The sequence below is a fragment of the Apibacter muscae genome, assembly GCF_007845595.1.
GTDB lineage: Bacteria > Bacteroidota > Bacteroidia > Flavobacteriales > Weeksellaceae > Apibacter > Apibacter muscae.
Genome location: NZ_SELI01000023.1, coordinates 257,948 through 282,987, shown reverse-complemented (window position 1 = coordinate 282,987; position 25,040 = coordinate 257,948). Strand labels below are relative to the sequence as shown.

The 25,040-nt window shown below is 28.8% G+C and carries 22 protein-coding genes; 12 read left to right on the top strand and 10 right to left on the bottom strand.

Annotation, left to right across the window (positions count from 1 at the left end; genetic code table 11):
• The first annotated feature begins 36 nt into the window (after positions 1–36).
• Both ETU10_RS10040 and ETU10_RS10035 read left to right on the top strand, forming a co-directional pair.
• Positions 37–645 carry a deoxynucleoside kinase gene (locus tag ETU10_RS10040; protein WP_146311960.1) on the top strand — a complete coding sequence of 203 codons (609 nt, stop codon included), beginning with the start codon at positions 37–39 and terminating at the stop codon, positions 643–645.
• A 146-nt stretch (positions 646–791) separates the two neighbouring features.
• A complete protein-coding gene (locus ETU10_RS10035) occupies positions 792–1,577 on the top strand; it encodes a zinc ribbon domain-containing protein (protein ID WP_146311959.1) in 786 nt (261 codons plus the stop codon).
• A 91-nt stretch (positions 1,578–1,668) separates the two neighbouring features.
• Here the strand turns inward: ETU10_RS10035 and ETU10_RS10030 are convergent, their stop codons facing one another.
• Complete coding sequence (locus tag ETU10_RS10030) at positions 1,669–2,388, bottom strand: DUF4197 family protein (RefSeq protein ID WP_146311958.1); 720 nt, start codon at positions 2,386–2,388, stop codon at positions 1,669–1,671.
• Positions 2,389–2,497: 109 nt separating this feature from the next.
• Positions 2,498–4,285 (bottom strand): excinuclease ABC subunit UvrC, encoded by a 1,788-nt coding sequence (gene uvrC / locus ETU10_RS10025; protein WP_146311956.1) that lies wholly within the window; start codon positions 4,283–4,285, stop codon positions 2,498–2,500.
• A 194-nt stretch (positions 4,286–4,479) separates the two neighbouring features.
• Here uvrC and ETU10_RS10020 point away from each other — a divergent pair, with 194 nt between their 5' ends.
• Together ETU10_RS10020 and ETU10_RS10015 are read left to right on the top strand one after the other, a co-directional pair.
• On the top strand, positions 4,480–5,862 hold the full coding sequence (locus ETU10_RS10020; protein ID WP_146311953.1) for a DHA2 family efflux MFS transporter permease subunit: 1,383 nt from the start codon (positions 4,480–4,482) through the stop codon (positions 5,860–5,862).
• Between the two features lie 68 nt (positions 5,863–5,930).
• Positions 5,931–7,445, top strand: a complete 1,515-nt coding sequence (locus tag ETU10_RS10015; RefSeq protein WP_146311951.1) for a YARHG domain-containing protein — start codon at positions 5,931–5,933, stop codon at positions 7,443–7,445.
• A 54-nt stretch (positions 7,446–7,499) separates the two neighbouring features.
• Here ETU10_RS10015 and ETU10_RS10010 read toward each other — a convergent pair whose 3' ends face one another.
• Complete coding sequence (locus tag ETU10_RS10010; RefSeq protein ID WP_146311949.1) at positions 7,500–8,588, bottom strand: agmatine deiminase family protein; 1,089 nt, start codon at positions 8,586–8,588, stop codon at positions 7,500–7,502.
• Positions 8,589–8,766: 178 nt separating this feature from the next.
• Here ETU10_RS10010 and ETU10_RS10005 point away from each other — a divergent pair, with 178 nt between their 5' ends.
• Positions 8,767–9,141 carry a GtrA family protein gene (locus tag ETU10_RS10005; protein WP_246118459.1) on the top strand — a complete coding sequence of 125 codons (375 nt, stop codon included), beginning with the start codon at positions 8,767–8,769 and terminating at the stop codon, positions 9,139–9,141.
• A 9-nt stretch (positions 9,142–9,150) separates the two neighbouring features.
• Here ETU10_RS10005 and ETU10_RS10000 read toward each other — a convergent pair whose 3' ends face one another.
• The 4 genes from ETU10_RS10000 to ETU10_RS09985 all read right to left on the bottom strand — a co-directional run bounded on the left by ETU10_RS10000 (position 9,151) and on the right by ETU10_RS09985 (position 14,191).
• Entirely contained in the window at positions 9,151–10,074 is a 924-nt protein-coding gene (locus tag ETU10_RS10000; protein ID WP_146311945.1) for a S66 peptidase family protein, read from the bottom strand.
• A gap of 20 nt (positions 10,075–10,094) precedes the next feature.
• Positions 10,095–10,535 (bottom strand): heme-binding domain-containing protein, encoded by a 441-nt coding sequence (locus tag ETU10_RS09995; RefSeq protein WP_146311943.1) that lies wholly within the window; start codon positions 10,533–10,535, stop codon positions 10,095–10,097.
• Positions 10,532–12,082, bottom strand: a complete 1,551-nt coding sequence (locus ETU10_RS09990; protein ID WP_185145091.1) for an Ig-like domain-containing protein — start codon at positions 12,080–12,082, stop codon at positions 10,532–10,534. The genes ETU10_RS09995 and ETU10_RS09990 overlap by 4 nt, the downstream gene beginning before the upstream one ends.
• A 162-nt stretch (positions 12,083–12,244) precedes the next feature.
• A complete protein-coding gene (locus ETU10_RS09985; RefSeq protein WP_146311939.1) occupies positions 12,245–14,191 on the bottom strand; it encodes a site-specific recombinase Gcr in 1,947 nt (648 codons plus the stop codon).
• A gap of 364 nt (positions 14,192–14,555) precedes the next feature.
• Between ETU10_RS09985 and ETU10_RS09980 the strand changes: the two genes are divergently transcribed.
• From ETU10_RS09980 to ETU10_RS09965, 4 genes are all read left to right on the top strand, one after another.
• Complete coding sequence (locus tag ETU10_RS09980) at positions 14,556–15,863, top strand: MFS transporter (RefSeq protein WP_146311938.1); 1,308 nt, start codon at positions 14,556–14,558, stop codon at positions 15,861–15,863.
• 123 nt (positions 15,864–15,986) lie between these two features.
• Entirely contained in the window at positions 15,987–16,640 is a 654-nt protein-coding gene (gene rpe / locus ETU10_RS09975; RefSeq protein ID WP_146262896.1) for a ribulose-phosphate 3-epimerase, read from the top strand.
• 30 nt (positions 16,641–16,670) lie between these two features.
• Entirely contained in the window at positions 16,671–17,552 is an 882-nt protein-coding gene (locus ETU10_RS09970; RefSeq protein WP_146311937.1) for a diacylglycerol/lipid kinase family protein, read from the top strand.
• A 170-nt stretch (positions 17,553–17,722) separates the two neighbouring features.
• Positions 17,723–19,099, top strand: coding sequence for an NAD-dependent succinate-semialdehyde dehydrogenase (locus ETU10_RS09965; protein ID WP_146311935.1), 1,377 nt, complete (start codon positions 17,723–17,725; stop codon positions 19,097–19,099).
• A 61-nt stretch (positions 19,100–19,160) separates the two neighbouring features.
• Here the strand turns inward: ETU10_RS09965 and ETU10_RS09960 are convergent, their stop codons facing one another.
• Positions 19,161–20,216 carry a DNA polymerase beta superfamily protein gene (locus tag ETU10_RS09960; RefSeq protein WP_146311933.1) on the bottom strand — a complete coding sequence of 352 codons (1,056 nt, stop codon included), beginning with the start codon at positions 20,214–20,216 and terminating at the stop codon, positions 19,161–19,163.
• A 6-nt stretch (positions 20,217–20,222) separates the two neighbouring features.
• Positions 20,223–20,984, bottom strand: coding sequence for a nucleotidyltransferase domain-containing protein (locus ETU10_RS09955; RefSeq protein WP_146311931.1), 762 nt, complete (start codon positions 20,982–20,984; stop codon positions 20,223–20,225).
• A 191-nt stretch (positions 20,985–21,175) separates the two neighbouring features.
• Here ETU10_RS09955 and ETU10_RS09950 point away from each other — a divergent pair, with 191 nt between their 5' ends.
• The 3 genes from ETU10_RS09950 to queG all read left to right on the top strand — a co-directional run bounded on the left by ETU10_RS09950 (position 21,176) and on the right by queG (position 24,150).
• A complete protein-coding gene (locus tag ETU10_RS09950) occupies positions 21,176–22,363 on the top strand; it encodes an MFS transporter (RefSeq protein WP_146311929.1) in 1,188 nt (395 codons plus the stop codon).
• A gap of 109 nt (positions 22,364–22,472) precedes the next feature.
• Entirely contained in the window at positions 22,473–23,201 is a 729-nt protein-coding gene (locus ETU10_RS09945) for a hypothetical protein (protein WP_146311926.1), read from the top strand.
• Positions 23,202–23,217: 16 nt separating this feature from the next.
• Entirely contained in the window at positions 23,218–24,150 is a 933-nt protein-coding gene (gene queG, locus ETU10_RS09940; protein WP_146311924.1) for a tRNA epoxyqueuosine(34) reductase QueG, read from the top strand.
• A gap of 8 nt (positions 24,151–24,158) precedes the next feature.
• On the opposite strand, the gene ETU10_RS09935 is transcribed toward queG, so the two are convergent.
• On the bottom strand, positions 24,159–25,010 hold the full coding sequence (locus tag ETU10_RS09935) for a fructosamine kinase family protein (protein WP_146311922.1): 852 nt from the start codon (positions 25,008–25,010) through the stop codon (positions 24,159–24,161).
• Positions 25,011–25,040: the final 30 nt, after the last annotated feature.

The window sequence follows — 25,040 nt, the reverse complement described above, 5'->3', positions numbered from 1 at the left end:
GATTTATGTATCTTTACATACTTAGATATTATAATAATGCATATTGCAATTACTGGAAATATAGGAGCTGGAAAAACAACTTTAACCAAATTAATGGCGAATCATTATAAATGGTTGGCTCACTTTGAAGACACAGAAGATAATCCTTATTTGGATGATTTTTATTACAATATGGCCCAATGGTCATTTAATCTTCAAATCTATTTTTTAAGTTTAAGATTTAAACAAATCCAAGAGATAAGAAAAAGTAAAAATAACTTTGTTCAAGACCGAACAATATATGAAGATGCTTACATTTTTGCTTCTAATTTGTATGAAATGAATTTAATGCAAACGCGTGATTACAATAATTATTTAACGTTATTCACTCTAATGAAAGAGTATGTGCAAGCTCCTGATTTACTTATATATCTAAGAGCCTCTGTTCCAACACTGGTAAATCAAATAAAAAAAAGAGGGAGAGAATGTGAATCTTCGATTAGTTTAGACTATTTAAATCGATTAAATGACAAGTACGAAAAATGGATTGGTGGATATAAGGAAGGAGAGCTATTAATTGTTGATGTAGACTCGTTAGATTTTGTAGATCAATCCAAAGATTTTGAACATATAATTCATTTAGTGGATACAAAAATTCGTATTTAGACTTAATTATTATAAAAAAAATGAATTAAAAAAGTAAATAATTAAGTAGTAAAAATATAGTAAATTTTAGTATTTTTGTAGCCTTGAATGAAATTAGCAATTTTAATATTCTTAAAAATACTAAAATAATTACACATTGATATCCTATGGCTACAAATAAAAAAGCAGATACGACTACAGTAGAAGATAAATTAAGAGCTTTGTATGATTTACAAATTATTGATTCTAGATTGGATGAATTAAAAAATTTAAGAGGTGAGTTACCTATTGAAGTTGAAGATTTAGAAAATGAAATTGTTGGTCTTGAAAAAAGGATTGAAAAAATTGAAGATGAGGTTATTAACTTATCAAATGACATCAAGGTTAAAAATGAATTGAACAAGAATTCAGAATCTCAAATTAAAAAATACAAAACTCAACAAGAAAACGTTAGAAATAATAGAGAGTTTGAAGCATTAGCTAAAGAAATAGAGTATCAAGAATTAGAAATTCAGTTGCAGAACAAAAAGATTAAAGAAATTAATGCTAAGATAGATTTCAAAAAAAATCAAATCGAAGAACAACAATCTAAATTAGCAAGTCTAAATAATCATTTGAATCATAAAAAATCTGAGTTATCCAATTTAATAAAAGAAACGGAGAATGAAGAAAATTTCTTACTTGAAAAATCTAAGGAATTATCAACTAAAATTGATGAAAGATTATTAAATAGTTATCGTAAAATTAGAAAAAGTTCTAAAAATGGGTTAGCTATTACAAGTATTGATAGGGGAGCAGTAGTAGGTTCTTTCTTTACAGTCCCACCTCAAAAACAAGTGGAAATAGCATCCAGAAAGAAAATTATATTGGATGAGCATAGCGGTAAAATTTTAGTGGATGAATATTTAGCTAAAGAAGAGCTAGAAAAAATGAAAGAATTTTTAGGGAAATAAAAATTCTATTTAATGATAAAAAAAGGAGATAATTATTTATCTCCTTTTTTATAAAAAAATAATCTAAAGTTTAAGCAAGTATAATTTTGTTTTAATTACCTTTCAAAACAGAATTGATGATTTTAGATGATATGTTGGATTGGTTAACTTCGTAGTCTTTTGCTATATCAAACATACCATTAACAATCTGTTCAGATGCATATTTACTGATAGAATTTTTCAAAGTTTGAGCTGAAGTAGTGTTTTTATTACCAATGATTAAATTTAAAGTATTTTGAATTTTTGAATTATTCCCGGTAGCATTTTCAATTAGAGAAGTAACACCGTTAGCATTTAATTGTTGCTCAACTTTCGGTTGTATAGCTGCTATAAGTTTATCTTGAGTTTTGTTTTTTAAATATTCAATTCCAGCCCCTTTTCCACCTTTAACTATAGAAATAGCATCGGTTAAGGTTATATCTTGAATAGCTGAAGCAATAATTGGCTTAGCTACTGTAGCTGAAGTTGAAGCAGCATCGGCAATATATTTTTTTTCTTTTTCAACAAGTGAGTTTAAGCCTAAATTTTCCAATGTAGAGTTAATTTGTTTTAGTTGGCTTGGCATTGCAGCATCAATCAAAGAATTTGTTAAAAAAGATTCAGAATTTTCAAGAATTGAAAAACTTTTATTGGTTGTAGAAGTCAGCAATTGTTTAATTGCGTTTACACCTACACCTTTATTGTTTACAGATATAGTTTGTGTATCACAGGATTGCAAACTTAAGACTAAAGTGGAAGCTAAAACGACTTTAGATAGAGTAACTAATTTCATAATTTATAAACTTTTCTATACTGCATCAAAGATTACACCATAATCATTAATTTTTTTTAAGGATATATAAGAGCTAATATTTTATGTAGTATTAGGATAATTCTATAGACTAACTTTCTTTTTTAAAATAATCCATAATTATTAATGCTCTTTTATTTCCAATAATAGATTCAATTTCTTCTAGGGGAGCTTCCTTTATTTTTTGCACAGATTTAAATGTATTAAGTAATAGTTGTATGGATTTTTCACCGATACCATTTATATTTTCTAACTCAGATGTAAAGGTTTTTTTGCTTCTTTTGTTTCTATGTCGGGTAATTCCATATCGGTGAGCTTCGTCTCTTACTTGTTGCAAGACTTTCAATGTTTCTGAAGTTTTGTCTAAATACAACGGTACTGGGTCATGGGGGAAATAGATTTCCTCTAAACGTTTAGCTATGCCTATGATAGGAATTTTACCGGCTAAGCCTAGTAACTCTAAAGATTTATAGGCAGAACTGAGCTGACCTTTTCCCCCATCTATTAATATTAGTTGTGGGAGTTCGTTGTCCTCTTCTAACTGTCTTTTATATCTACGATAGATTACTTCTTCCATAGTAGCAAAATCGTTAGGACCTTCAACGGTTTTAACATTAAATATTCTATATTCACCTTTGCTTGGTTTGCCATTTCTAAAAACAACACAGGCAGATACTGGATTTGTACCTTGAATATTTGAATTATCAAAACCTTCAATTAATCTTGGTTCCTTAGGAAGATGAAGCAATTGTTTCATTTCAGACATTATGCGATTTGAATGTCTTTCAGGATCCATAATTTTTATTTGTTTCATCTTTTCTAAGCGATATTCTTTAGCATTTTTTTCAGATAAATCTAAAATCTTTTTCTTATCGCCAATTTTAGGTATATAGAAGTTCACTGAAGGTATCTCAATATCAATTTTAAATGGGACAAAAATCTCTTTAGAAATAGATTGAAATTTTTTGCGAATATCTATAATTGCTTTTTCTAATAATTCTTCTTGAGTTTCGTCTAATAATTTTCTTATCTCAGTGGTATAAGATTGTATGATTCTTCCTTTGATAATTTTAAAATAGTTAATATATGCGGCAGATTCATCACTGGTAAAACCAAAAACGTCCACATCTGAAATGGAAGGTGAAATAATGGTAGATTTTGCTTGATATTTTTCTAATAAGTCTAATTTATCCTTAATTTTCTGGGCTTGTTCAAATTCCATTTTTTTTGAATACGTAAACATTTTTTTCTTTAATAATGCTAAAGGCTCTGAAATGTTTCCTTTAATAATATTTTTCACCCCTTGAATATTCTCTAAATAATCTTCGCTAGATTGTTTATCTTCACAAGGTCCCAAACAATTATGAATGTGAAACTCTAAACATACAGAAAACTTATTAAGCAATATCTTTTCTTTCTTTAAATCTAAACTACAACTTCGTAAAGGGTAAATACTTTTCACTAATTCCAATAAAGCTCTGGCAATAATTACTGAGGTGTAAGGCCCATAGTATTCAGAACCGTCGTGAATAAGTTTTCTGGTTAAAAAAACTCTAGGAAATGGTTCATTTTTTATGCAAATCCAAGGATATGTTTTGTCATCTTTTAAACGAATGTTATACCTAGGCTGGAACTCTTTTATTAAATTATTTTCTAATAACAAAGCATCGTATTCAGTATCAACAATTGTTGTTTTTATATTTCGAATTTTTGAGACTAAAACTTTAGTTTTTCCCGTGTGTTCTTTAGAAAAATAAGATGTAACTCTTTTTTTTAGGTTTTTTGCTTTACCCACATATATAACTACTTTTTTGTCATCAAAAAATTGATAAACGCCCGGCTGATTAGGTAAAGTTTTTAATTGTAATTCAATAGACATTTTATTCTATATAAGATAAATTCAAATTTACCAATTTAAATTTATAACGCTTTAAGTTTAAATTCTAAAAAATTTTTTAATAAATCAAAAGCAGAATACATTCATAAAAATTCTAAATATTTAAATGAATTGAAAAAATAGCTTTAATTTTGACGTTTACAAAAATACATCACTTACAATTTTAAGAGAAATTTATGGAAGAGGAGATCAAAGTATCAAAATGGTTGCCTTGGGTAGCTGCTATTGCATTTTTTATGCAATCGTTGGATGGGACTATACTGAATACTGCTTTACCATCCATAGCGCATGATTTAAATAAATCGCCGCTAAAAATGCAACCCATTATCATTGCTTATGTATTAACCCTAGCTTTATTAATCCCCTTAAGCGGTTGGCTATCAGATAAATTTGGTTCTAGAAATATTTTTACATTTGCCGTAGGAATTTTCACCCTAGGGTCATTGGCTTGTGTATTTTGTACCAGTTTGGAAGCCTTGGTTTATATGAGAATACTTCAAGCCATTGGAGGTTCAATGATGGTACCCGTATCAAGACTTGCTTTGTTGTACACCTATCCCAAAGATAAGCTTTTAAAAGTTATAAATTTTATAACAATTCCAGGATTAATAGGACCAGTTATAGGACCTACCTTAGGAGGTTGGTTGGTGCATGTTGCCAGTTGGCATTGGATTTTTTTAATAAATATACCAATTGGAGTGGCAGGGATGATTCTTGCTTGGAAATTCATACCTAATTATAAAAGAACGGAAGGAAAATTTGATTTTATAGGTTTCTTACTACTAAGTTTAGGATTGGTGTTAATATCATTAAGCTTAGAGTTTGCCGGGAATAGAATAATATCATTAAATACTGTATTTCTTGTTTTATTTGTTGGTATCATACTTATTGTTTTATATATAGTATATTCACAAAAAGTGTCTAAACCCTTAATCAATTTAAAATTATTTAAAATTAGAACCTTACGTATAGGAATTATAGGTAATATAATTACAAGATTAGGGGTAGGAGGGATTCCTTTAATGCTTCCCTTATTGCTACAAGTAGGATTTGGAAAAAACTCTGTAATTTCAGGAGCAATGCTTATATTTTCAGCTGTTGCTACTATATTGGCCAAATCATCTGCTATTCCATTAATCAAACATTTTGGTTATAAAAAACTATTGATTTATAACACGATTATTTTAGGAGTGGCTATAACCTTATTTATGTTTCCCAATGAAAATACTCCATTGGTTTGGTTAATCCCAATTCTAATTGCATATGGAGCGTTTAACTCTATACAAATGTCTGCAATGAATAGTATATCACTTGCTGATTTAACCCCTAAGGATGCTAGTGGAGGGAATACCATGTTTTCTGTGACGCAGCAACTGTCTATGAGCTTTGGTATTTCTTTAAGTGCGATGCTTTTTAACAGCTACGAAATATTTGAAAACAACCATGTAATTACAGCTTTTAAATTAACATTTTTAACGTTAGGAATTATAACTATTTTATCGGCATTCACCTTTGCATTTTTAAAAAATGATGATGGCACATCTATGTCCGGAAACTAGTAATTTGTATAAAAACATTCTTAATTATATTGTTTAAGTATTAGTATCTTTGCTAAAAAATTGCAATTATGAAAAGCATACTATGCTATACATTTATTTTAATTTCTTTGATTGGGAATTCTCAAGGAACTAAAAATTATTTTAAAAGTGGGGCTAAAGTAGATCCTTCCTTAGTTAATGAAGAGGTGGGGGATAGAGCAAAAAAAGTCAATCATATTTTTCATTTTAGAAACGATAATAAAAGCCATTTTATTAAAATTATGAATTTAGAGGGTAAAACTTATGCCCAAAGTATTAGTGAATTTGTAATTCTAGATTTTAATAGTAAAAAAGGTGGAGATTTACATAGAAAAGTTGAAAAACTTACCAATATTACAATTGATGGGAATAATTTTATTTCAGATCAGCTAAAAGCATCTTACATATTACTAAAAGAAAAAGGAACTAATTATGAAAATATCAATGAAATTCCTATCAAACTTATGGTGTGCTCTAAAGATAAGTTTGGAAATACCAATTGTAGAATTAACGATGATGAGGTAGAAATTACCCCGGAAGAATTTCCAGGAAAATATCCACAAACAGGCTTTACTAGATTGGGTGATGAAGATTTAAGGAATAAAAAACCCAAGGAATTGGAAATTATGAGAAACGAAATTTATGCTAGATATGGGTATAGATTTTCAGAACCATCAGTGGCTGATTACTTTTTTAGTCAAAACTGGTACGAACCTCTTGTTGATAATAAACTAGTAGAATTGAATGATTTAGAATTGGATAATGTGGCTATGATTGATCTCTATAGAGGAAAAGTAGCCTATCATGATTTGAATTTGAAATCTTACAGCCAAGTATTGCCATTAGAAACTTCAAGCAATTCAACATATGGGGAAAATCTCTTAAAAAGTATGAAATATATGAAACAAGATACTTTAGGCGGTAGTAAATGTGTATATACTGAATACAATAAAAAAGGGATTGCAACCTTTCAACAAGATTGTATGATTAATAAAGATAAATTTGTAAACTATTTTAATAAAGATCTATTGGTTGAGCATGTTGATGGGGCAAACGATACCTATTTTTATTATGATTTTAATGGACTTCCTTTAAAAACCGTTAAGTTAGATTATACGGCTGGAACAACGGAAGAAACTTTTTTTACTTATGATAGCAACCAAAATATAACACAGAAAGATATTTATCAGAATAATAATTTTAATGAGTCTATTTACTATGATTATGACTATGATGGTAATTTAGTAAAAGAATATTATAAAGATAAAGAAGGCAATGAGGAAATGGTTACCGAATATTTTTTTGAGAATAGAGATAATTTGAATACAGGATACTTAAAAAATAAAGAGACAGGTTGCAATTATGAATACAATGAGACACAAGACTTACTTCTTAGTAAGAACTGTTTTAAAATAGTTAAGGAGAAAGAGTATCCTTTTTATAGATTAAATAGAGATGTCAAGGAAGTGGTTCGAGGTAAAAATTCTAGACTGTCATCAGTAAAACTTGTGGAGGAAGAAAACTATAAATATTATATATCTATACTTGAATATCAATATTATTAAATTAAAGAGAGGTTAATTCATAGAATTAACCTATTTTTTTATATGATATTTAAATTAAATTGCTGGTTCTTGTTGACTTAAACAATGAAAACTACCTAATCCCCAAACTATTTCAGTAGAATCAATTCCAATCACTTTTCTATCTTTAAAACATTTTTGAATTATATTTAATGCAATTTCATCATTATCACAATTAAATATAGGTACAATAACAACTTCGTTAGCTATATAAAAGTTGGCATAAGAAGCAGGTAAACGAATTCCATCATATATCACTGGTTTAGGCATAGGAAGTTCAATTACATTTAAAGGTTTACCACCTATTAACTTCATATTTTTTAATTGTTCCAGATTGGTTTGTAAAAGCTCATAATTTTCGTCATTCGGATCTGTTTCAGTTACTGTTAGCACAGTATCCTCATTCACAAATCGTACAGTATCGTCGATGTGTCCATCCGTATCATCACCAACAATTCCATCATTTACCCATAAAACTTGTTCTACTCCATAGAAATCCATTAAGTAATTTTCTATTTGTTCTTGTGATAAATTCGGATTTCTGTTTTTATTTAATAAGCAAGATTTTGAAGTTATAACCGTTCCTTTACCATTAAAATCAACAGATCCACCCTCCATAATTATTTTTGGATTAAATACAGGTAATTTAAGTTCATTAGCAATTAATAAAGGTATGCGATTATCCAAATCGAATGGGGGATATTTACTTCCCCAAGCATTAAACTCCCAATTTACAATTACCTTTTTATAATCTTTAGCTAAAGGATTAATTAAAAAAGCTGGACCATGATCTCTACACCACGCATCATTTGTAGGATGAATATAAAAATTGATGTGTTCAAAATTTGCATCAGTTTGCTTTAAATATTTTAAAGCAAAGTCTTTCATCTCAAGATTTACAACATTTATATTTACTAATTCACCTTTAGAAACTTCTGCTATAAATTTTGAATAGGGCTGATAGATTTTAACAATTTTTCCAGGCCAAGAAGATTCTCTATGCGGCCAAGATAACCAAGTAGCTTTATGAGGGTAAAATTCAGCAGGGAAATAATACCCCAATTCTTTTGGAGTATAATTGTTAATATCTGAAGTTATATTTTTAATATATTTTGTTTTGTCCATATTATTATTTAGTATAAAATTTAGTTTCAAAAATAAAGATTATAAAAAAAATAGCCTATTTTTGTTGCTATATTTTTAAGATTTAATATAAATGATAACTGCTATAAAAAAACACAAAAAACAAATAATTTTGTTCTTTATTGCTGGTTTCATAAGTGCGATAATAGAGATAAGCTTAATGAAAATTTTAAGTTTACCACAAATGCTACCAAGTTTATTTTCATTTGAAAATAAGGCTCATGCTTATCCATTATCAAATATAATTTCAACGGCTGGTGGTATTATGAGCAATTATTTTTTTAGTATTCGTTATGTTTTTGAAAGAGGGAAACATTCAAAAAGAAAAGAATTTGCCCTATTTTTAATATTATCCATTATAACTATGCTTATGAGTTGGGGGGTATTTGCATTCTTTCATTCATTTATACATGAACCCATTAATATTTTTCATATAATTACAGTGGGAGATATTGTATTCTGCAAAGCCGTTGCAATTTTACTAGTATCTGTAATAAATTATATTGCCAAGAAAAAAATAGTGTTTTCTAACTAATTGACTGGGTTAGGAAATACTATTGCTAAATAAAATTTTATTATTTTCAATTTTAATTGAAATTTTACCATTCATAATTATTGCTCTACAGTCGTGAATATGACCTGCTGGAAACCCATATATTTTTGGCACGTCAAAACTTTTAAGCCGTTCATCAATCACAAGATATGCTTCATTATCAAAAGGATTATTATAATTTATATTGTCCTCTTTGCTATCCATTCTTGTAAATCCACCAATTAAGAATCCTTTAACTTTGTTTAAGACACCTGCTCTTTTTAAACTTATTAATATCCTATCTATATGGTAAAAATTCTCATACCAATCTTCAATAAATAAAATTTTATCATCGAAAAGATCTAAAGAATTACTACCAATTAAACTATACAATATGGATAAATTACCGCCTGTGACTGTCCCTTCCAATGAATTGCCTTTATTTAATGGATGAACATTAAAAGAATAGTTTAATTTATTTTTTTGTAAAGCATTGATTAAAGAAGTAAAAGTCTCATCAGAATGACCATCTGCTAAAGGTTTGCATACAGTAGCGTGTAGAGTTGGAAATCCACGTCTATTGAAATGTTGATGAAATACAGTATTATCAGAATAACCTATCAACCATTTGGGATGTTTTATAAATTTATTTAAATTAAGTAGATCTACAATTTGTACAGCTCCATACCCCCCTCTGGCAAACCAAATGGCTTTAGCTTCGGGATGATCCAAAGCCCATTGTAAATCATTTAATCTTTCTTTAGGTTTTCCTGAATAATTATAACCGAAAGAGTAACTGTTAAAAGTATTTTTTCCAATTTCATATTTCCAACCATGATCTTCAATTATTTTAATTGCCGGTTGTATATGTTCCTTAGTTACTGCTCCGGCAGGAGCTACAATTAAAATTTTATCATTTTTTTTAAGTGAATGCATTCAGTCTATTTTATAGAATTTTATTGATTTAAAATAATACTAAACCAGTTTAGTAATTCTTGTCTTTGTTCTTTTGATAAGTTGTCTTCTTGATGTAAAAATAAATAGCTAGACAATGGCATACGCCCGTTTTTAATCACTTCATACAACCCTTTATTGATATGATCTTTTTGATATACATTATATAAACCATATTCTGAAAAATTAAGAAATTTTTTTCCTTCATTTATATGGCTTTTTACCAACCACGAGATAGGAGCTACATTTGCATACCAAGGATAAATCGTTTGGTTTGAATGACAATTATAACAAGATTTTTCTAAAATTTTCTCAATATTTTTTGGTGCATAAGTAAGTGAAACATAATCTAGGTTTTTATTTATGGGTTTATTAGTTTTATCAATCCGAAACAATTGTATAGCTAATAGAATCGCTAGTGCAATTAGTATTTTTTTTTTCATAATACCCATGTTTCATTTAGATCCCAATAAGGTCTAACTTCAATAGCTTTAGGATAAAGGTAATATTTTTCAGCAGGAATAAGATTCTCAAGATCTAGTAAATCCCAAAAACCATTGTTGTTTTCATCCACTAAAATTCTAATAGAATAAGTTCCAGGAATCAAATTTTTAAAATTAAAAGAATCATTATTGCCATAAATGTTTTCAATAATTTTTCCTTTATCATCTAGCAATTGGAAGAAAAAATTAGAAGTAGGTTTATTTTGTATTTCTATATTTAAATTACCCAATTCATTTTGTTTTTTTGTTTTCAATGTATAGACTATTGAATCTTCGTTTTTCTGACCTAAAAAATCTTCAATTGCATTCTTATTGATTTCAATTTTGTAATTAGAATCATAAGTAACAGGGAAATTTAGATTAATTTTTTTTGTATCTGTAGAATCGATGACAGCAATGAAATTTAAAGTATCAGAATCTTTATAGACTTTTATTAAATTATTATCAATAGTTTTAATATAATTATTGGATTCTAAAGTTAAAGATTGTGTAGGGGTAACCTCTTTATGGTTTTGAGCTAATTTTAAAGGACTTTCTTTACTGTTATCGTAGATGAAGGATAATGTATCTTTAATATTACTTGATTCAACTAAAAATTCCAGTTTAAATTTTTTTTCTTTATTAATGAATTTTTTATTGTTAAAGTATAGGTATAAACTATCTGAAAAAGGCTTGTGATCTATATCATAGGAAGGGAAATTTGAATCCAAAGGTTGAATGGTTACATCTTTAGGATTACCTTTAAAATTAATTTTTATTATACCTTGAGCTTCTTGACTAATTTTTTCAGCCCTATATGCTTGTTTAATTGGAGATAGGGTGATAGAATATTCAGAGGATAGTAAAGGATTTATGATTTCTGGATAAAAACCAGCGGCTTCATTTTTAGTATCTAAAATTAAATTTGAATTCAGATCCGTAAAAGCAAATAAACGATAATTACCTTCGTGCAAATTTTTTAAGCTAAAATTCCCAGCAGAATCTATTTTTGTAATATAGTAAGGTTTATTTTTAAGATTTATGGAATCATTCCCTAAACTATCTTTTACAACTTTGTAAAGCCCAATCACTGTTGAAGGATCCCAATCTTTATTTAGACTTTTTTGTACTTTACCTGACAATTCAAGACTATCAATATAATCGCCGGTTGAAAAAATATAAGAAAAATTTTTTAGTTGATTCCCCTCATTATTATCCTGTATACTTGAACCAAAATTAATGGTATAAGTGGTGTTTTTCTCCAAAGGTTCTGAAAAACGAACCGTTAATTTTTTTTGAGCACTAGAGGTAGGAGTTATCACAGGAGATGTTTGTGGAGGTGGCGATACTACCACTTGTTTATCAACATCTTTCACAAGCATATATTCATCAAAATCTAAAGTTAAATCTTTAGTGTTTACATCAACATTGGTAGCAAACATCTTTGGATTAGATCCTAAAAACTTGGGTGGGTTTATATCTTTAGGTCCTCCCTCTGGCATACTCATTCTAGCACAAGAGGTAAATAAATAAGTTAAACAGAAAATGTATAAGAGTTTTTGCATATTTAGATTGAATATCTAGAACAAATATACTTATTTAATCAATTTAAAAATCCTTGATAGCTCATTGAAAATAAAGCTCACATTTCATCCATAGTAATTGAAACCCTAGTTATTCTTCTTACTTCTTATAGGTATAAAGAATTGAACAGGATTTTTAAGAAACAATTTTAACGCAGAATATAATATTTTACCCATTTCTCGGGTAGGTACATTTACAGATTTCATAGCTAACCAAAGGGAAAGAGAGAAACTTACCAAAAAATTTAATGCACCAATACCAAAAATGCCAATGCAACCGAGTATAAAATCTTGCCATGTGATTTCAAAATTAAAATGAGCAAGAGCAATGGCGTAATTTCCTGCAGAAAAAGTAATGTGTCTAATATCAAATGGAATTCCTAAGAAATTACCAATTAAGAATGAACTTCCCAAACAGAAACCAAAAATTACATTTCCGGAAATTCCGCCAATATTATTTTTGTACCAATTGGACCATTTTCTTCTCCTGGTTTCTTTAACAAATCTTTTTAATAACGGATGATTATAAAGCCTCTCAGGAATATTATTATAACGAGTATAATTATCTGTTATTCCGGTTACTAATCCTGATAAAAATAAAAATAATCCTGCAATTGCTGCAAACCAAAATATTTTAGGATCTAAATTTACTAATTCGTTGATGGCATCATTCGCTTTATGATTGTTAATTAATTCTAAATTAGTAAAGAAAGACAAAGCATAAAAAAGAATTATTGCCACGACAAATACAGCTAGTACATTACCAATAAATGCTATAAATTGACTTCTAAATAAACGAGAAAATATAATACCAAACTCTTTATAGTCAGAATCAGATTTTTCGTCTTGACTAAGGGCATGTGCCAGTGCAGCCGCCGTCATAGCGGGTTGTTTTGTAGCTAAAGACCAATGCATTAGATAAATAGCGGTAAAACCCCAAGCATAATTTAAGCTATACAGCAAAGCTTGAAAAAATGGGGTATGTATTCCCATACCCATTTGTGTCTTAATAAAACATAATATAGCTACTAATAAACCACCACCCATTGCAGAATATAGCATTTTCATATATTCTTTAGTAGTAGTGGTTATGTATTTTTCTCCCGTTTGTTTATTGTGCCAAGTAATTAATGAAGCAACTACATAAAGTGTGCTTTGGAATGTATTACTTACTTTGCTTTTGGTAGAATAAAACCCTAGCCAATTTTTGGTAATATTAGCCATAGCACAAGAAATTGTAGAATCATCTAGTAAATGTAAGGCATTTACTAAAATTTTGATTCTTTCCAGTTGTTGCTTAAGTAGAGTTATTTTAATGGTTATTTTTAGAGAAATACCTTTAACTTCTTTTTGATCGATAATAGAATCTAAATAAACAGAGCAGACTTGTATTTGTCTTATAATTCCTTCTACTTTTTCAATGTCAATAATATCATGATCTTGCAGAATTTTAATAAGATTCCGATCTAATTTTTGAAATGGATTTTCTTCAATACTTTTAATCGTACCCATTTTAAAAATTTCAGTATCAGCAGCCCCTCCGACAATTCTATCAATAAGAATTAAAGCCCCTTCACGAATTTGTTTTTTTACATATTCCCGGTTGCAAATTAAATTATCATTGTTGAATAAAGCTTCGTAAAAATTTGCCCACCGATCAACAGGGATTAATTTAACAAAGTTATGATTTTCACGAGAGTATAGAACCTCATTGGTTAATGATAAAAGTGTTTGGTCGTCAGAAATTTGAGGTAAAATTTTATTTCCTAGCTCTCTAAAAAGAAGAGGAATTATTTTATCATCAGAAAAAATACCAAAATCAGTGATAAACCTTTGCATCCTTATACCTCTAAAGATAGGTTTTAACCGTTCATTAAATTTTTCTTTAATGATAGGGTTATTTTTAATAGTTTCGGTAAGAAAATCTATAAACTCAATTGAATTGTCAAAGTCTTTACGACCCACTCGTAGTAAACTCAATAAAAAATTTCGTTCTTCGTTAGAACTTAAGATTTTTTCAATTTTTTCTTCCATAATTCATTAACAAAGGTAGATGAAATTCAAGCTTATAAATTTAAAATATATATATTTAACAATGCAAATAAGGCATCAATTTTCATTAAAAGATTTAAAATTTCCGTTCGAAGATAAATAAAAATATTTTTTTTTCCTATTTTTCTATATTTTATAAGTACTTTTTAAACAGTATAATGTAAAGATTTTAAAATATTTTTGATATAAAACAGATCCTCATTTAATATAAATATATCATTTAGTTATAAAATATATGAAAAAAAACTGTTGAGTTTAAATATAATTAATAAGTATAGTAGTAATTTTATTTAGAATAGAATAATAATTACTTTTGCTTGCTAATTTATTATTGAACTTAAAGTTTATGCAAGAAATTAAATCCAATTCAGTTAGAAAATTATCTACACAAGATTATAAAATTTTGGGGTTATCAGCCTTAGGTGGTGCTTTAGAATTCTATGATTTTATTATATATGTATTTTTTTCAAAAGCTATTGAAACCCTATTTTTTCCATCAGATATTCCACAATGGCTATCACAAGTACAAACATTTGGCATTTTTGCTGCTGGTTATTTAGCAAGACCTTTTGGTGGTATAATTATGGCACATTTTGGAGATCGATTGGGTAGAAAAAAAATGTTTGCCTTTAGTATTCTACTCATGTCTTTACCAACTTTATTCATCGGTTTATTACCCACTTATCAAACCATAGGAATTTTTGCACCACTACTATTGTTATTTATGAGAATTTGCCAAGGTGCAGCGGTTGGCGGTGAAATTCCAGGTGCATGGGTCTTTGTCTCTGAACACGTCCCTGAAAAGAGGATAGGATTGGCTTGCGGGATTTTAACGGGAGGATTAGTTACAGGCATTTTATTGGGGTCAATCATTGCTACCTTAATAAATAGAAATTATTCAGAAACTCAAATTTTAATTATAGGTTGGAGATTAGCGTTCATTATTGGAGGTGTTTTTGGTTTAATTTCCATGTTCTTAAGAAGATGGCTAAAAGAAACACCCATTTTTTCTGAAATGGAAAAAAGGAAAAAACTGGATAAGGATATACCCGTTAAAATTGTAGTTTCTAAGCATAAACATTCAGTGATTATCTGTATGTTACTTACTTGGGTTTTATCTGCGGGAATTATGGTTATAATTTTATTAGCACCTAGTTATTTACATAATGTTTATAGCTATACAATTTTAAAATCGCAAGAAGCCAATAGCGTAGCTATATTAATGAATGGCATTGGTTGTGTGGTCTTTGGAATGCTATCTGATAAAATAGGCTTTTCCAAAACTTTAATTATTGGATGTATACTTTGTATTTTAACCACCATATTTTTCTATACCTCTTTGGTAACACATCCGGAAATCCTTTTTATTACCTATGGATTGGCTGGCTTTGGAGTAGGAATTGTAGGATCATTTGCTCATTATATGGTTAAAAGTTTTCCAGCCAATATTAGATATTCCGGTGTATCTTTTTCTTTTAATATGGCATATGCAATAGCCGGAGGATTAACTCCCTTGTTACTATCTTTATTAACTAATCTGGTAAGTCATAAGGCACCGGCCTATTATGTAATACTTTTGTTTACGATGGGATTGTTACTTGGATTCTATCTTCTTCGCACTAAAACAAGAGATGAATCTTTTGCAAAAAATTAAGTATGAAAAAGTAACTTAATAATCCTCGGAACTGTTTTTTATAAGCTATAATAGTTTTTTATAAACTTTAATAATTGATAATATTTTAATAAATTTGTATGACTTGAATAAATTACTGTAAATATGATACTACTAGCTCCATCCATACTTTCCGCAGATTTTGGAAATTTGAATAAAGATATTGAAATGATTAATCAAAGTGAAGCTGATTGGTTTCATGTCGACATTATGGATGGTGTATTTGTACCTAATATATCCTTTGGGTTTCCTATTTTAGAAGCCTTAAATAAAAAAGCTACAAAGTTTAAAGATGTTCATTTGATGATTGCTCATGCCGATGAATATATACAAACTTTTAAAAAACTAGGAGCAGACTCTTTAACTGTGCATTATGAAGCTTGTTTACATCTTAATCGAACTATACAAGCTATAAAATCAGAAGGATTAAAAGCTGGAGTTGCCCTAAACCCACATTCAAACATTCATTTATTGGATGATATAATTGAAGAGCTGGATTTGGTTCTAATAATGAGTGTGAATCCAGGATTTGGAGGTCAAAAATTTATTGAAAATACGTATAAAAAGATCGCGAATACTAAAGATTTAATTATTCAAAAAAATTCATCTGCACGGATTCAAGTGGATGGTGGAGTGAATACTAATAATATAAAAAAATTGGCTGATACGGGGGCGGATGTTTTAGTCGCAGGGAGTGCTATTTTTAATTCCGAGAACCCTTTAGAAACGATTAAAAGTTTTAAATCTTTAGCTGTTTAATATTCTTATTGTTTAAACTGATCGTATAGTTTGATAAATCAAAATAAAATAATTTATTTTATTGTAAATCCAATTTCTGGAGGAGGAAAAGGTAAACTAATAGTAGAATATATAAAAAATAAATTTTTAGATTACATATCCCATATACATGTAACTACGCAGAAGGGGGATGCTCATGCATTTACCAAGCTAGCAATAGAAAATAATGCTAGTTGTGTGGTTAGTTGTGGTGGAGATGGAACTTTAAATGAGGTTGCCTCTGCTTTGGTTGGAAGCCATATTCCCTTAGCCATTGTACCTATAGGCTCAGGAAATGGATTAGCTAGACATTTAAAGATTCCATTGTCTTATACCAAGGCTTTGGATTTAATTTTGAATTCAAAAAAATATATTGAAACGATAGATGTAGGTAAAGTAAATGAAAATTATTTCTTTAGTAATACAGGTATTGGTTTTGATGCTGAAACCATTGGAAATTATTCTAATCAAAAGACAAGGAAGCTAATAGGGTACTTAAAATCAATAGTACTTAGTATTAGAAACTTTAAGCCTGTAATTGCTACTATCAAACCACCCAACCATCAATATTCTGGAGAAATTATGATGCTCAATATATCCAATAGTAATTGTATGGGTTATAATTTTTCTATTTGTCCTAAAGCTTCATTGAAAGATGGTTGGCTCGATGTTAATATAGTAAAAAAATCCAATTGGCTTGCATTTTTATGGATTGGTATTGGTTATCTTCTTCATTTAGATTTAGGTAAAAATCGCATTCAATTGAAAGTAAAAGAATTAGAATTGAATACTTCTTCCAATGTTATGCAGATAGACGGTGAATATTTATCTTTAAATTCTTCTTCATTAAAAATTAATATTATTCCTAAAGCTTTAAAAATCCTCGTAGGATAATTCTTATACAATTAAGCAAATTCTTATTTCAATACAATATATAAAACTATTTTATTTTTGATATTTTATTTAAAAAAGGAATAAAATTTGCTAATTAATAAGTAGAATATTTAAAACTTTAAAAAAAATCTTTCACTTTTAATTGTTTTAAAATTAAATTCTTATTAGTTATGAAAACATCTAGTATTAAAACAGTCAATCCAGCCACAGGTAAAATTGAAAAGGAATTTCAAGAAATGTCTGAAGAACAAATTAACCAAATTTTAGATAAGGCAGTTTATGCATTTCAACAATGGAAAATTACAAGTTTTGAAGATAGAGCTGAAATTATTCATACTACAGCTTCTTTAATGAGAGAAAAAAAAGAGGACCTTGCAAAGCTTTGCGCCAAAGAAATGGGTAAAATTCTAGAAGAAGGAATTGCAGAGGTTGAATTATGTGCCAACATATTGGATTATTATGCCGATAAGTCCAAGGAATTTTTAGCAGATAAACCCATAGACACACCTCAAGGAAAAGCATTCATTTGCTATGAGCCTATAGGAGTAATACTAAGTGTACAGCCTTGGAATTTCCCCTTTTATCAACTTGTGCGTTCCTCTGCACCAAATATAATGGCAGGTAATACAATGGTTATGAAACATGCTTCCAACGTACCCCAATGTGCAGAAATGATGGAAAAACTATTTCTTGATGCTGGATTGCCAAAGGGTGTATATACAAATCTATTTATACCCGGTAGTAAAGTTTCTAATCTTGCCGCTGATAATAGAATTAAAGGTGTAGCATTAACCGGTAGCGAACCCGCAGGTGCTAGCTTAGCAAGCGTTGCAGGAAAAAATATTAAGAAATCTACTTTAGAGTTAGGGGGAAGTGATCCTTTTATTGTTTTAGAAGATGCAGATATTGATTCTGCGGTTGAAGTTGCCGCCTACGGTAGATTGTGGAATGCAGGTCAAGTTTGCGTATCGCCTAAAAGAATTATTGTTATGGAATCTTTTGCTGATCAGTTTATTCAAAAATCCAAGGAGATTTATGAAAGGGTTACAGTTGGAGATCCCTTAGACCCAAATACAAATTTAGCACCATTAAGTAGCCAAAAAGCTTTAGAAGAAGTAATTAGTCAAGTGGAAAAGACAGTTTCGCAAGGAGCTAAATTGGTTTTTGGTGGCAAAAAAATAAAGGGAGAGGGGGCATATATGGAACCAACCATACTCATAGGGATTAAGAAAGGTATGCTAGCCTATACTGATGAAATTTTTGGTCCTGTATTATGTATATATGCTGTAAAGAATGAAGCTGAGGCAATAGAACTAGCCAATGACACTGAATTTGGATTAGGTGCAACCATATTTTCTAAAGATATCAATCATGCTGTAGAAGTTGCCCGAAAAATTGATACCGGTATGGTTTTTATCAATGAATTAACAGGGACATCCCCTGAACTTCCTTTTGGAGGTACCAAACAATCAGGCTATGGAAAAGAATTGTCTGAATTAGGTATTTATGAATTTGTGAATGAAAAATTGATTCGTATAGCAAAATGATTCTAATAGAACAGAACAATTAAAAAAAACGAAAATTTTAAAATTTTTGTTTTTTTTAATTTTAATATAACGTTTCTCTCATTTTTATTAAAGTATCTTCTGCTAAACTATAATTAGGCAACTTAGGCAAAGAAGTTCTCTCATATAATATTTCAATTTCATTTAATAATTGATTGGCATAACTCATTAGATCTTTATAAGACCACTTTCCATATTTTATATTCAAAAGTTCTTCTCTATTTGTACTACGAATATTTAAAGTACCAGTTTTTAATATATTTTTTGCAGATTGAAGTAAACGTATCGTATGCATCATGTTTTTTGAATCGTAATTTTTTCCGTGAGATTGATTCATTTTAAAACGTTCAATATTCCTACTATTTACCCAATCCCAATATAGTTTATATTCTTTGCAATATGAGGAATAACCATCTTTATTAAAGTAAAGATATGCTTTAACAGGGCAATTGGAAGGAATCGATGATAGACTTAATTCATTAGATAATTCATTTTGTAAAATTCCGCGAAAATTGTTTATTTCCAAATAATCGTAGTAAATAGCGTAAATACCTATAGTATTAGGAATTTTAACTAAACCACATAATTCTTTCTTTAAATTATTTATTAGTAACCATTCCTTTATTTCAATGGAATTATTTCCATAAAGAACAAAGCAAAAATCAAGAATAGATTTTCTTTGTTTATCAATAGGATTTACTATTTTCTTCTTAAAACCTTGTGCTTTTTTTATTTGGCTTATTGCATAACCAGCAAAAGTATCTTTAACTAATTTAGAAAGAAACAATTCAATAGTTAAATTACTCATAACTGAATTTTTATATAGAATGCAATCCTCAGGGGAAGCTAAAATTTCAAGAGTATTAGGATTATTTTTTAATAACAGTTCAACAAATCTTCCTAATTCAAAATAAACTTCATCGTTCGTTTCATTACTAATTTGTGGTATATAATTCATACTAAAAAATCTATCCTTGGGTAAGTAATAAACTCCTTTAATGTCAGTATCTGAGGAAGGAGTGCTAAGCCCAAATGCTTTACTTCCACTAATAACTTCAAATAAAATAAGATTTTGATTTTTTAAATCCTGTATAGTCATTATTCTCTATATTTTATATAAATCTAGTTCTGTTGAGAAAAATTCATTCAAAGGTTCTAATGAAAAAGATTTTATTTCCAAGGAATTAGCAATCACTAAACAATTCTCATAATTTTTAAATATAAATTCTTTCAATTCTTGCTCTAAATTTATAGGATAATCCTCAGCAACATTTTTTTTAAACTCAATTAAATCTATGATTTTAGACGATATATTTAATGGTATATTAATTAATAAATCTTTGATTTCCATGGGAGCAATCTGGTTATTTTTCAAACACCACATGGCTGCTAAAAGTGGTCGAAGTATATAAAATAACTTCTTAATTTTAATAGTATTCCCATTTAAATTATTTAATGCACTTTTAGCAACACCAATGTAATGAAATACATTGGAGCGTTGGTGAAAATAATTTTCACATAATTTAAATAGACGTTGATGAAAACCTTCTATTTCAGTATAAATTATTGGAGATTGTAACCATTCAAAAGGAGTAGTATTAGATTTTTTTATTAATTGCAATACTTTCTTTAAATCCCAGCCAACCAAGTCTAAATCATTACTGATTGGAATATTAATCTGTAAATCTAAATTCTCAACGGATAAATAGTCCTTGATATTTCTAACATAAATAAATCTAACATCAAAATCACTGGAAGGAGAAGGAAATCCCCAAGCTCTACTTCCCGATTCACAGGAATATAAAATTTTAATATTGTACTTTTTTTCAATTTTGCATAGAGAATCAATAATATCTATTTTTAGCATAACAATTAAATAGTTTTTTATAAAACGATAAAAGTATCCAGTATTGTATAATATCTCTTTCAAAGTATATGAGACTAGTCCATGGAAACAATATTATTTTTTTTTATTTTAAAAAAGTATACCTTCGTTAACTTTTTTAATGCAATGATATTTTAAACTTTATACAAGCTATTCAAAACTAATTAATATTTATGGAAATTAAAAAACAGCCAAAATTAACCAATTCAATACTATGGCTAATGACAATCAGTACTGGGTTGGTCGTTGCTAACAACTATTACAATCAACCCCTATTGGGTTTAATGGCTAAAGACTTCAATGTAAAAGAATCACAAATTAGTGCCATAACTATGTGTACACAAATAGGTTATGCTTTTGGTTTGTTTTTCTTCATACCATTGGGTGATAGGTTTAAAAGAAAAAAATTAATTCTTATAGATTTTATTTTTGTTATCATGTCCCTTTTAGCTATGGCAGTGAGTAAATCTGTAGTTTTATTATTTCCTATTAGTTTTGTTATTGGTTTTACTTCAGTAATTCCTCAATTATTTGTGCCCATGGCTGCATCATTAGCCAAACCAGAGGAGAGACCTAAGGTAGTTGGAATTGTAATGGGGGGACTACTAGTAGGGATTTTAGGTTCACGTGTGTTAAGCGGATATGTGGGCGATGTTTGGGGGTGGAGAACCATGTACTACATAGCGGCTATAATAATGATTATTCTTTTTGTTTTAATTTATTTTAAATTGCCCGAAGTGTATCCAAAATTTAAAGGCACTTATAAACAACTGATGAAGTCTTTGTTGGATTTATTTAAAAAAGATCCTGATTTAAGAATGGCATCATTACGAGGAGCCTTAGCATTTGGATCTTTAAGTGCTTTTTGGACACCTTTAGTCTTTCATTTAGAAAAAAATTTTCAATTAAGCAATGGTGCAGCTAGTAACATATCTGGTAAGTTTGGATTGGTAGGGGCGTGCGGTGCGATTGTAGCTGTGTTTATAGGAAAGGTAATTCCTAAATACAATAAAAATACACTCCTTACCCTTTTTTCTGCATTAACATTATTATCATGGTTTATCTTTTATTGGAGAGGTTTTTCTTATTTAGGGTTAATTGTTGGAGTAATTTTAGTGGATATAGGGGTGCAAGCTACGCATATCACTAATCAATCCATTATTTTTTCTAGTAATCCAGAGGCATCCAATCGTGTAAACACCATATATATGACTAGCTATTTTATAGGTGGTTCAATAGGCACCGCTTTGGCAGCGAATGCATTTCAATACTACAATTGGTTCGGAGTAGTTTTTACTGGAGGATTTATTGCATTATTACTAATGATTTTTCATTTGTACCATATAAAATCACAAAAATAAGTTTCACAAAATAGAACATCCAATTTTTTTTAATCCACGTTAGATGAAAATTTTTTAAATTAGCTTAGTAATTCATAAATAAATATTCAATTTATTTTAATATAAGGGTATGGAAAATAATTTTGACAAAGAATTTAGAGATTTTATTTATAATTTAGACGATATAGTTGATAGTTTTATTAAAAAATTGAATCAATTAGGTTTTTCTATTGATTTCACAAAGACATCCATAAACACTTTAGAAAATTATCTATTAGATAAACATGTAACTATAAAAGATGATGACTTCTACGATGCTTCTTGCTATTTGGGAGAATTGTTTAAAAAAAATTATGGTGGCGATTGGGAAATAGATAAAAATGAAAATTCAAAATATTATAAAAAACCAGTTATAAAAAATTTTGAACCTGTGGGAATGATTTTCTCACCCTTTAGTATTTTGAAAGAAATGCTAGCTACTAGAGAAAAAGGTGCTTTAATGAAGATATTAAAATCTAGTTTAGATGATGAAAATGAGACTGAAAAGCTAAATGCAGATACCAAGAATGAGAAAGATAATTACAGGAATAGATCTTTTATTGATGATCTGGATACCAATCACTCTATAGAAGAAGAAAAACAGTCGGTAAAGAAAAAAGAAGAATATCAAGCTGAAGTTAACCCCAATCAACCATATAAAATTTTTAAAGGTAAAGCATTTACGAAAGAAGAATGGTTGAAATTTGAGGAAGAAGAATACCAAAGATTTTCCATGAAAAACCTTCAACATAAGACCAACGAAAAACCACCACAATCAGGAGGAGGATTTTTTCTAGATGAAAGAGAAAGTGATTGGTAAGCAATACTACTAATCTATAATTTTGAATAAAGAACAGCTTACTCAATTCATAAAACAAAAATCACAAGAACTTTCTTTTTTAGATTGTGGCATTTCTAAATCAGGCTTTTTAGAAGAAGAAGCCCCACGTTTAGAGAAATGGTTGAAAGAGGGCAATCAAGGGAAAATGTCTTATTTAGAAAATCATTTTGATAAAAGATTAAATCCCTCACTATTGGTAGATGGAGCCAAATCTGTGATTAGTTTTTCCTACAACTACTACCCATCAGAAACTCAAAAATCCGATACCTATAAAATAGCTAAATACGCTTATGGAGAAGATTACCATATAGTTATCAGAGAAAAACTTGAGTTTTTAATTCATCTGATTAAAGAAAAAGTGGGAGATTTCTCTTATCGTGTATTTACAGATTCTGCTCCAGTTATGGAAAGAGCTTGGGCTAAAAAATCAGGTTTGGGCTGGATAGGTAAAAACTCATTATTATTATCTAAACAAAAAGGTTCATTCTTTTTCTTAGCAGAAATTATTTGCGATCTAGAATTAGAGTATGATTCTCCTTTTAAAACCAACCATTGTGGAAGTTGCACACGTTGTATAGATGCTTGTCCTACCCAAGCAATCATTTCTGAAAAAGTTATAGATTCTAGAAAATGTATTTCATATTTAACCATTGAGCTTAAAGATGAAATAGGGGAAGAGTTTAAGGGAAAAATGAAGGATTGGATCTTTGGTTGTGACATTTGCCAAGATGTTTGTCCTTGGAATCGATTTTCAAAACCCAATACTGAATCAAGATTTCAACCTTCTTCAGATTTATTAGACTTTACTTATAAAGATTGGGAAGATTTGGAAGAGGAAACTTTTAGAAAAATTTTTAAATATTCAGCCATCAAAAGAGCAAAGTATACTGGTTTAAAAGGAAATATCAATTTTATAAAAAAGAAATAAATAATTGGTTAATAAAATTTTTTTAGAATATTTCTTACTTCATCTATATAGAAACCTCCGAATTCATAAGCATGAAACATTAAGGGATACAATTGTGTATATGGCAAACGAAATATCCATCCTTTCTCTAAAGGATATACTTCGTTGTAGGATTCATAGAATAAGGGAGGAAATCCTCCAAACAATTTAGACATTCCTAGATCCATTTCTCTGTGTCCATAGTAGACAGCAGGATCAATGAAATAAATTTCTTGTGTATTAGAAATTATAAAATTTCCACTCCATAAATCGCCATGTAAAAGAGAAGGATTTTCAGTTGGAAAAATTTCATTTATGGAATTACAAAATTTCTCAGTAGATAGTAAATCCTTAGAATTAAATTTTTTATCATTAAATAATTTCTCTGCTAAAGGCAAGATTCTAAAATTGCTATAAAGATCTTTCCAAGATATACATTGAGGATTTTTTTGAACTAGAGTTCCTAAATAATTATCCTCAGTAAATCCATAAAACGGTTGGGGAATGCAATGCATTTTAGCTAATTTTGAACCAAAAATTTCCCATGTTTTTTTCTGGGGAGTACCTTTTTCGATCCATTTTAAAATTAAAAATTGCAAGTGATTTTCTTCATTACATTCAATGATCGTAGGAATTTTAAATGTTTGTGATTCTTCAATCACTTTTAAACCTTTGTATTCACATTTGAACAAATTAGGGTAATAGGATTTTAAATTGTACTTTAAAAACATTTTGCCTTGATCGGTATCTAAACAATAGGTTTGATTAATATCTCCGCCAGAAATAAATTTATAATTTTTTATTTTAAAAGAAAGAATATTTAAAATTTTTAAGAGTTCCATCTTAATTTATAATTAAAGATTTTCAAGTTC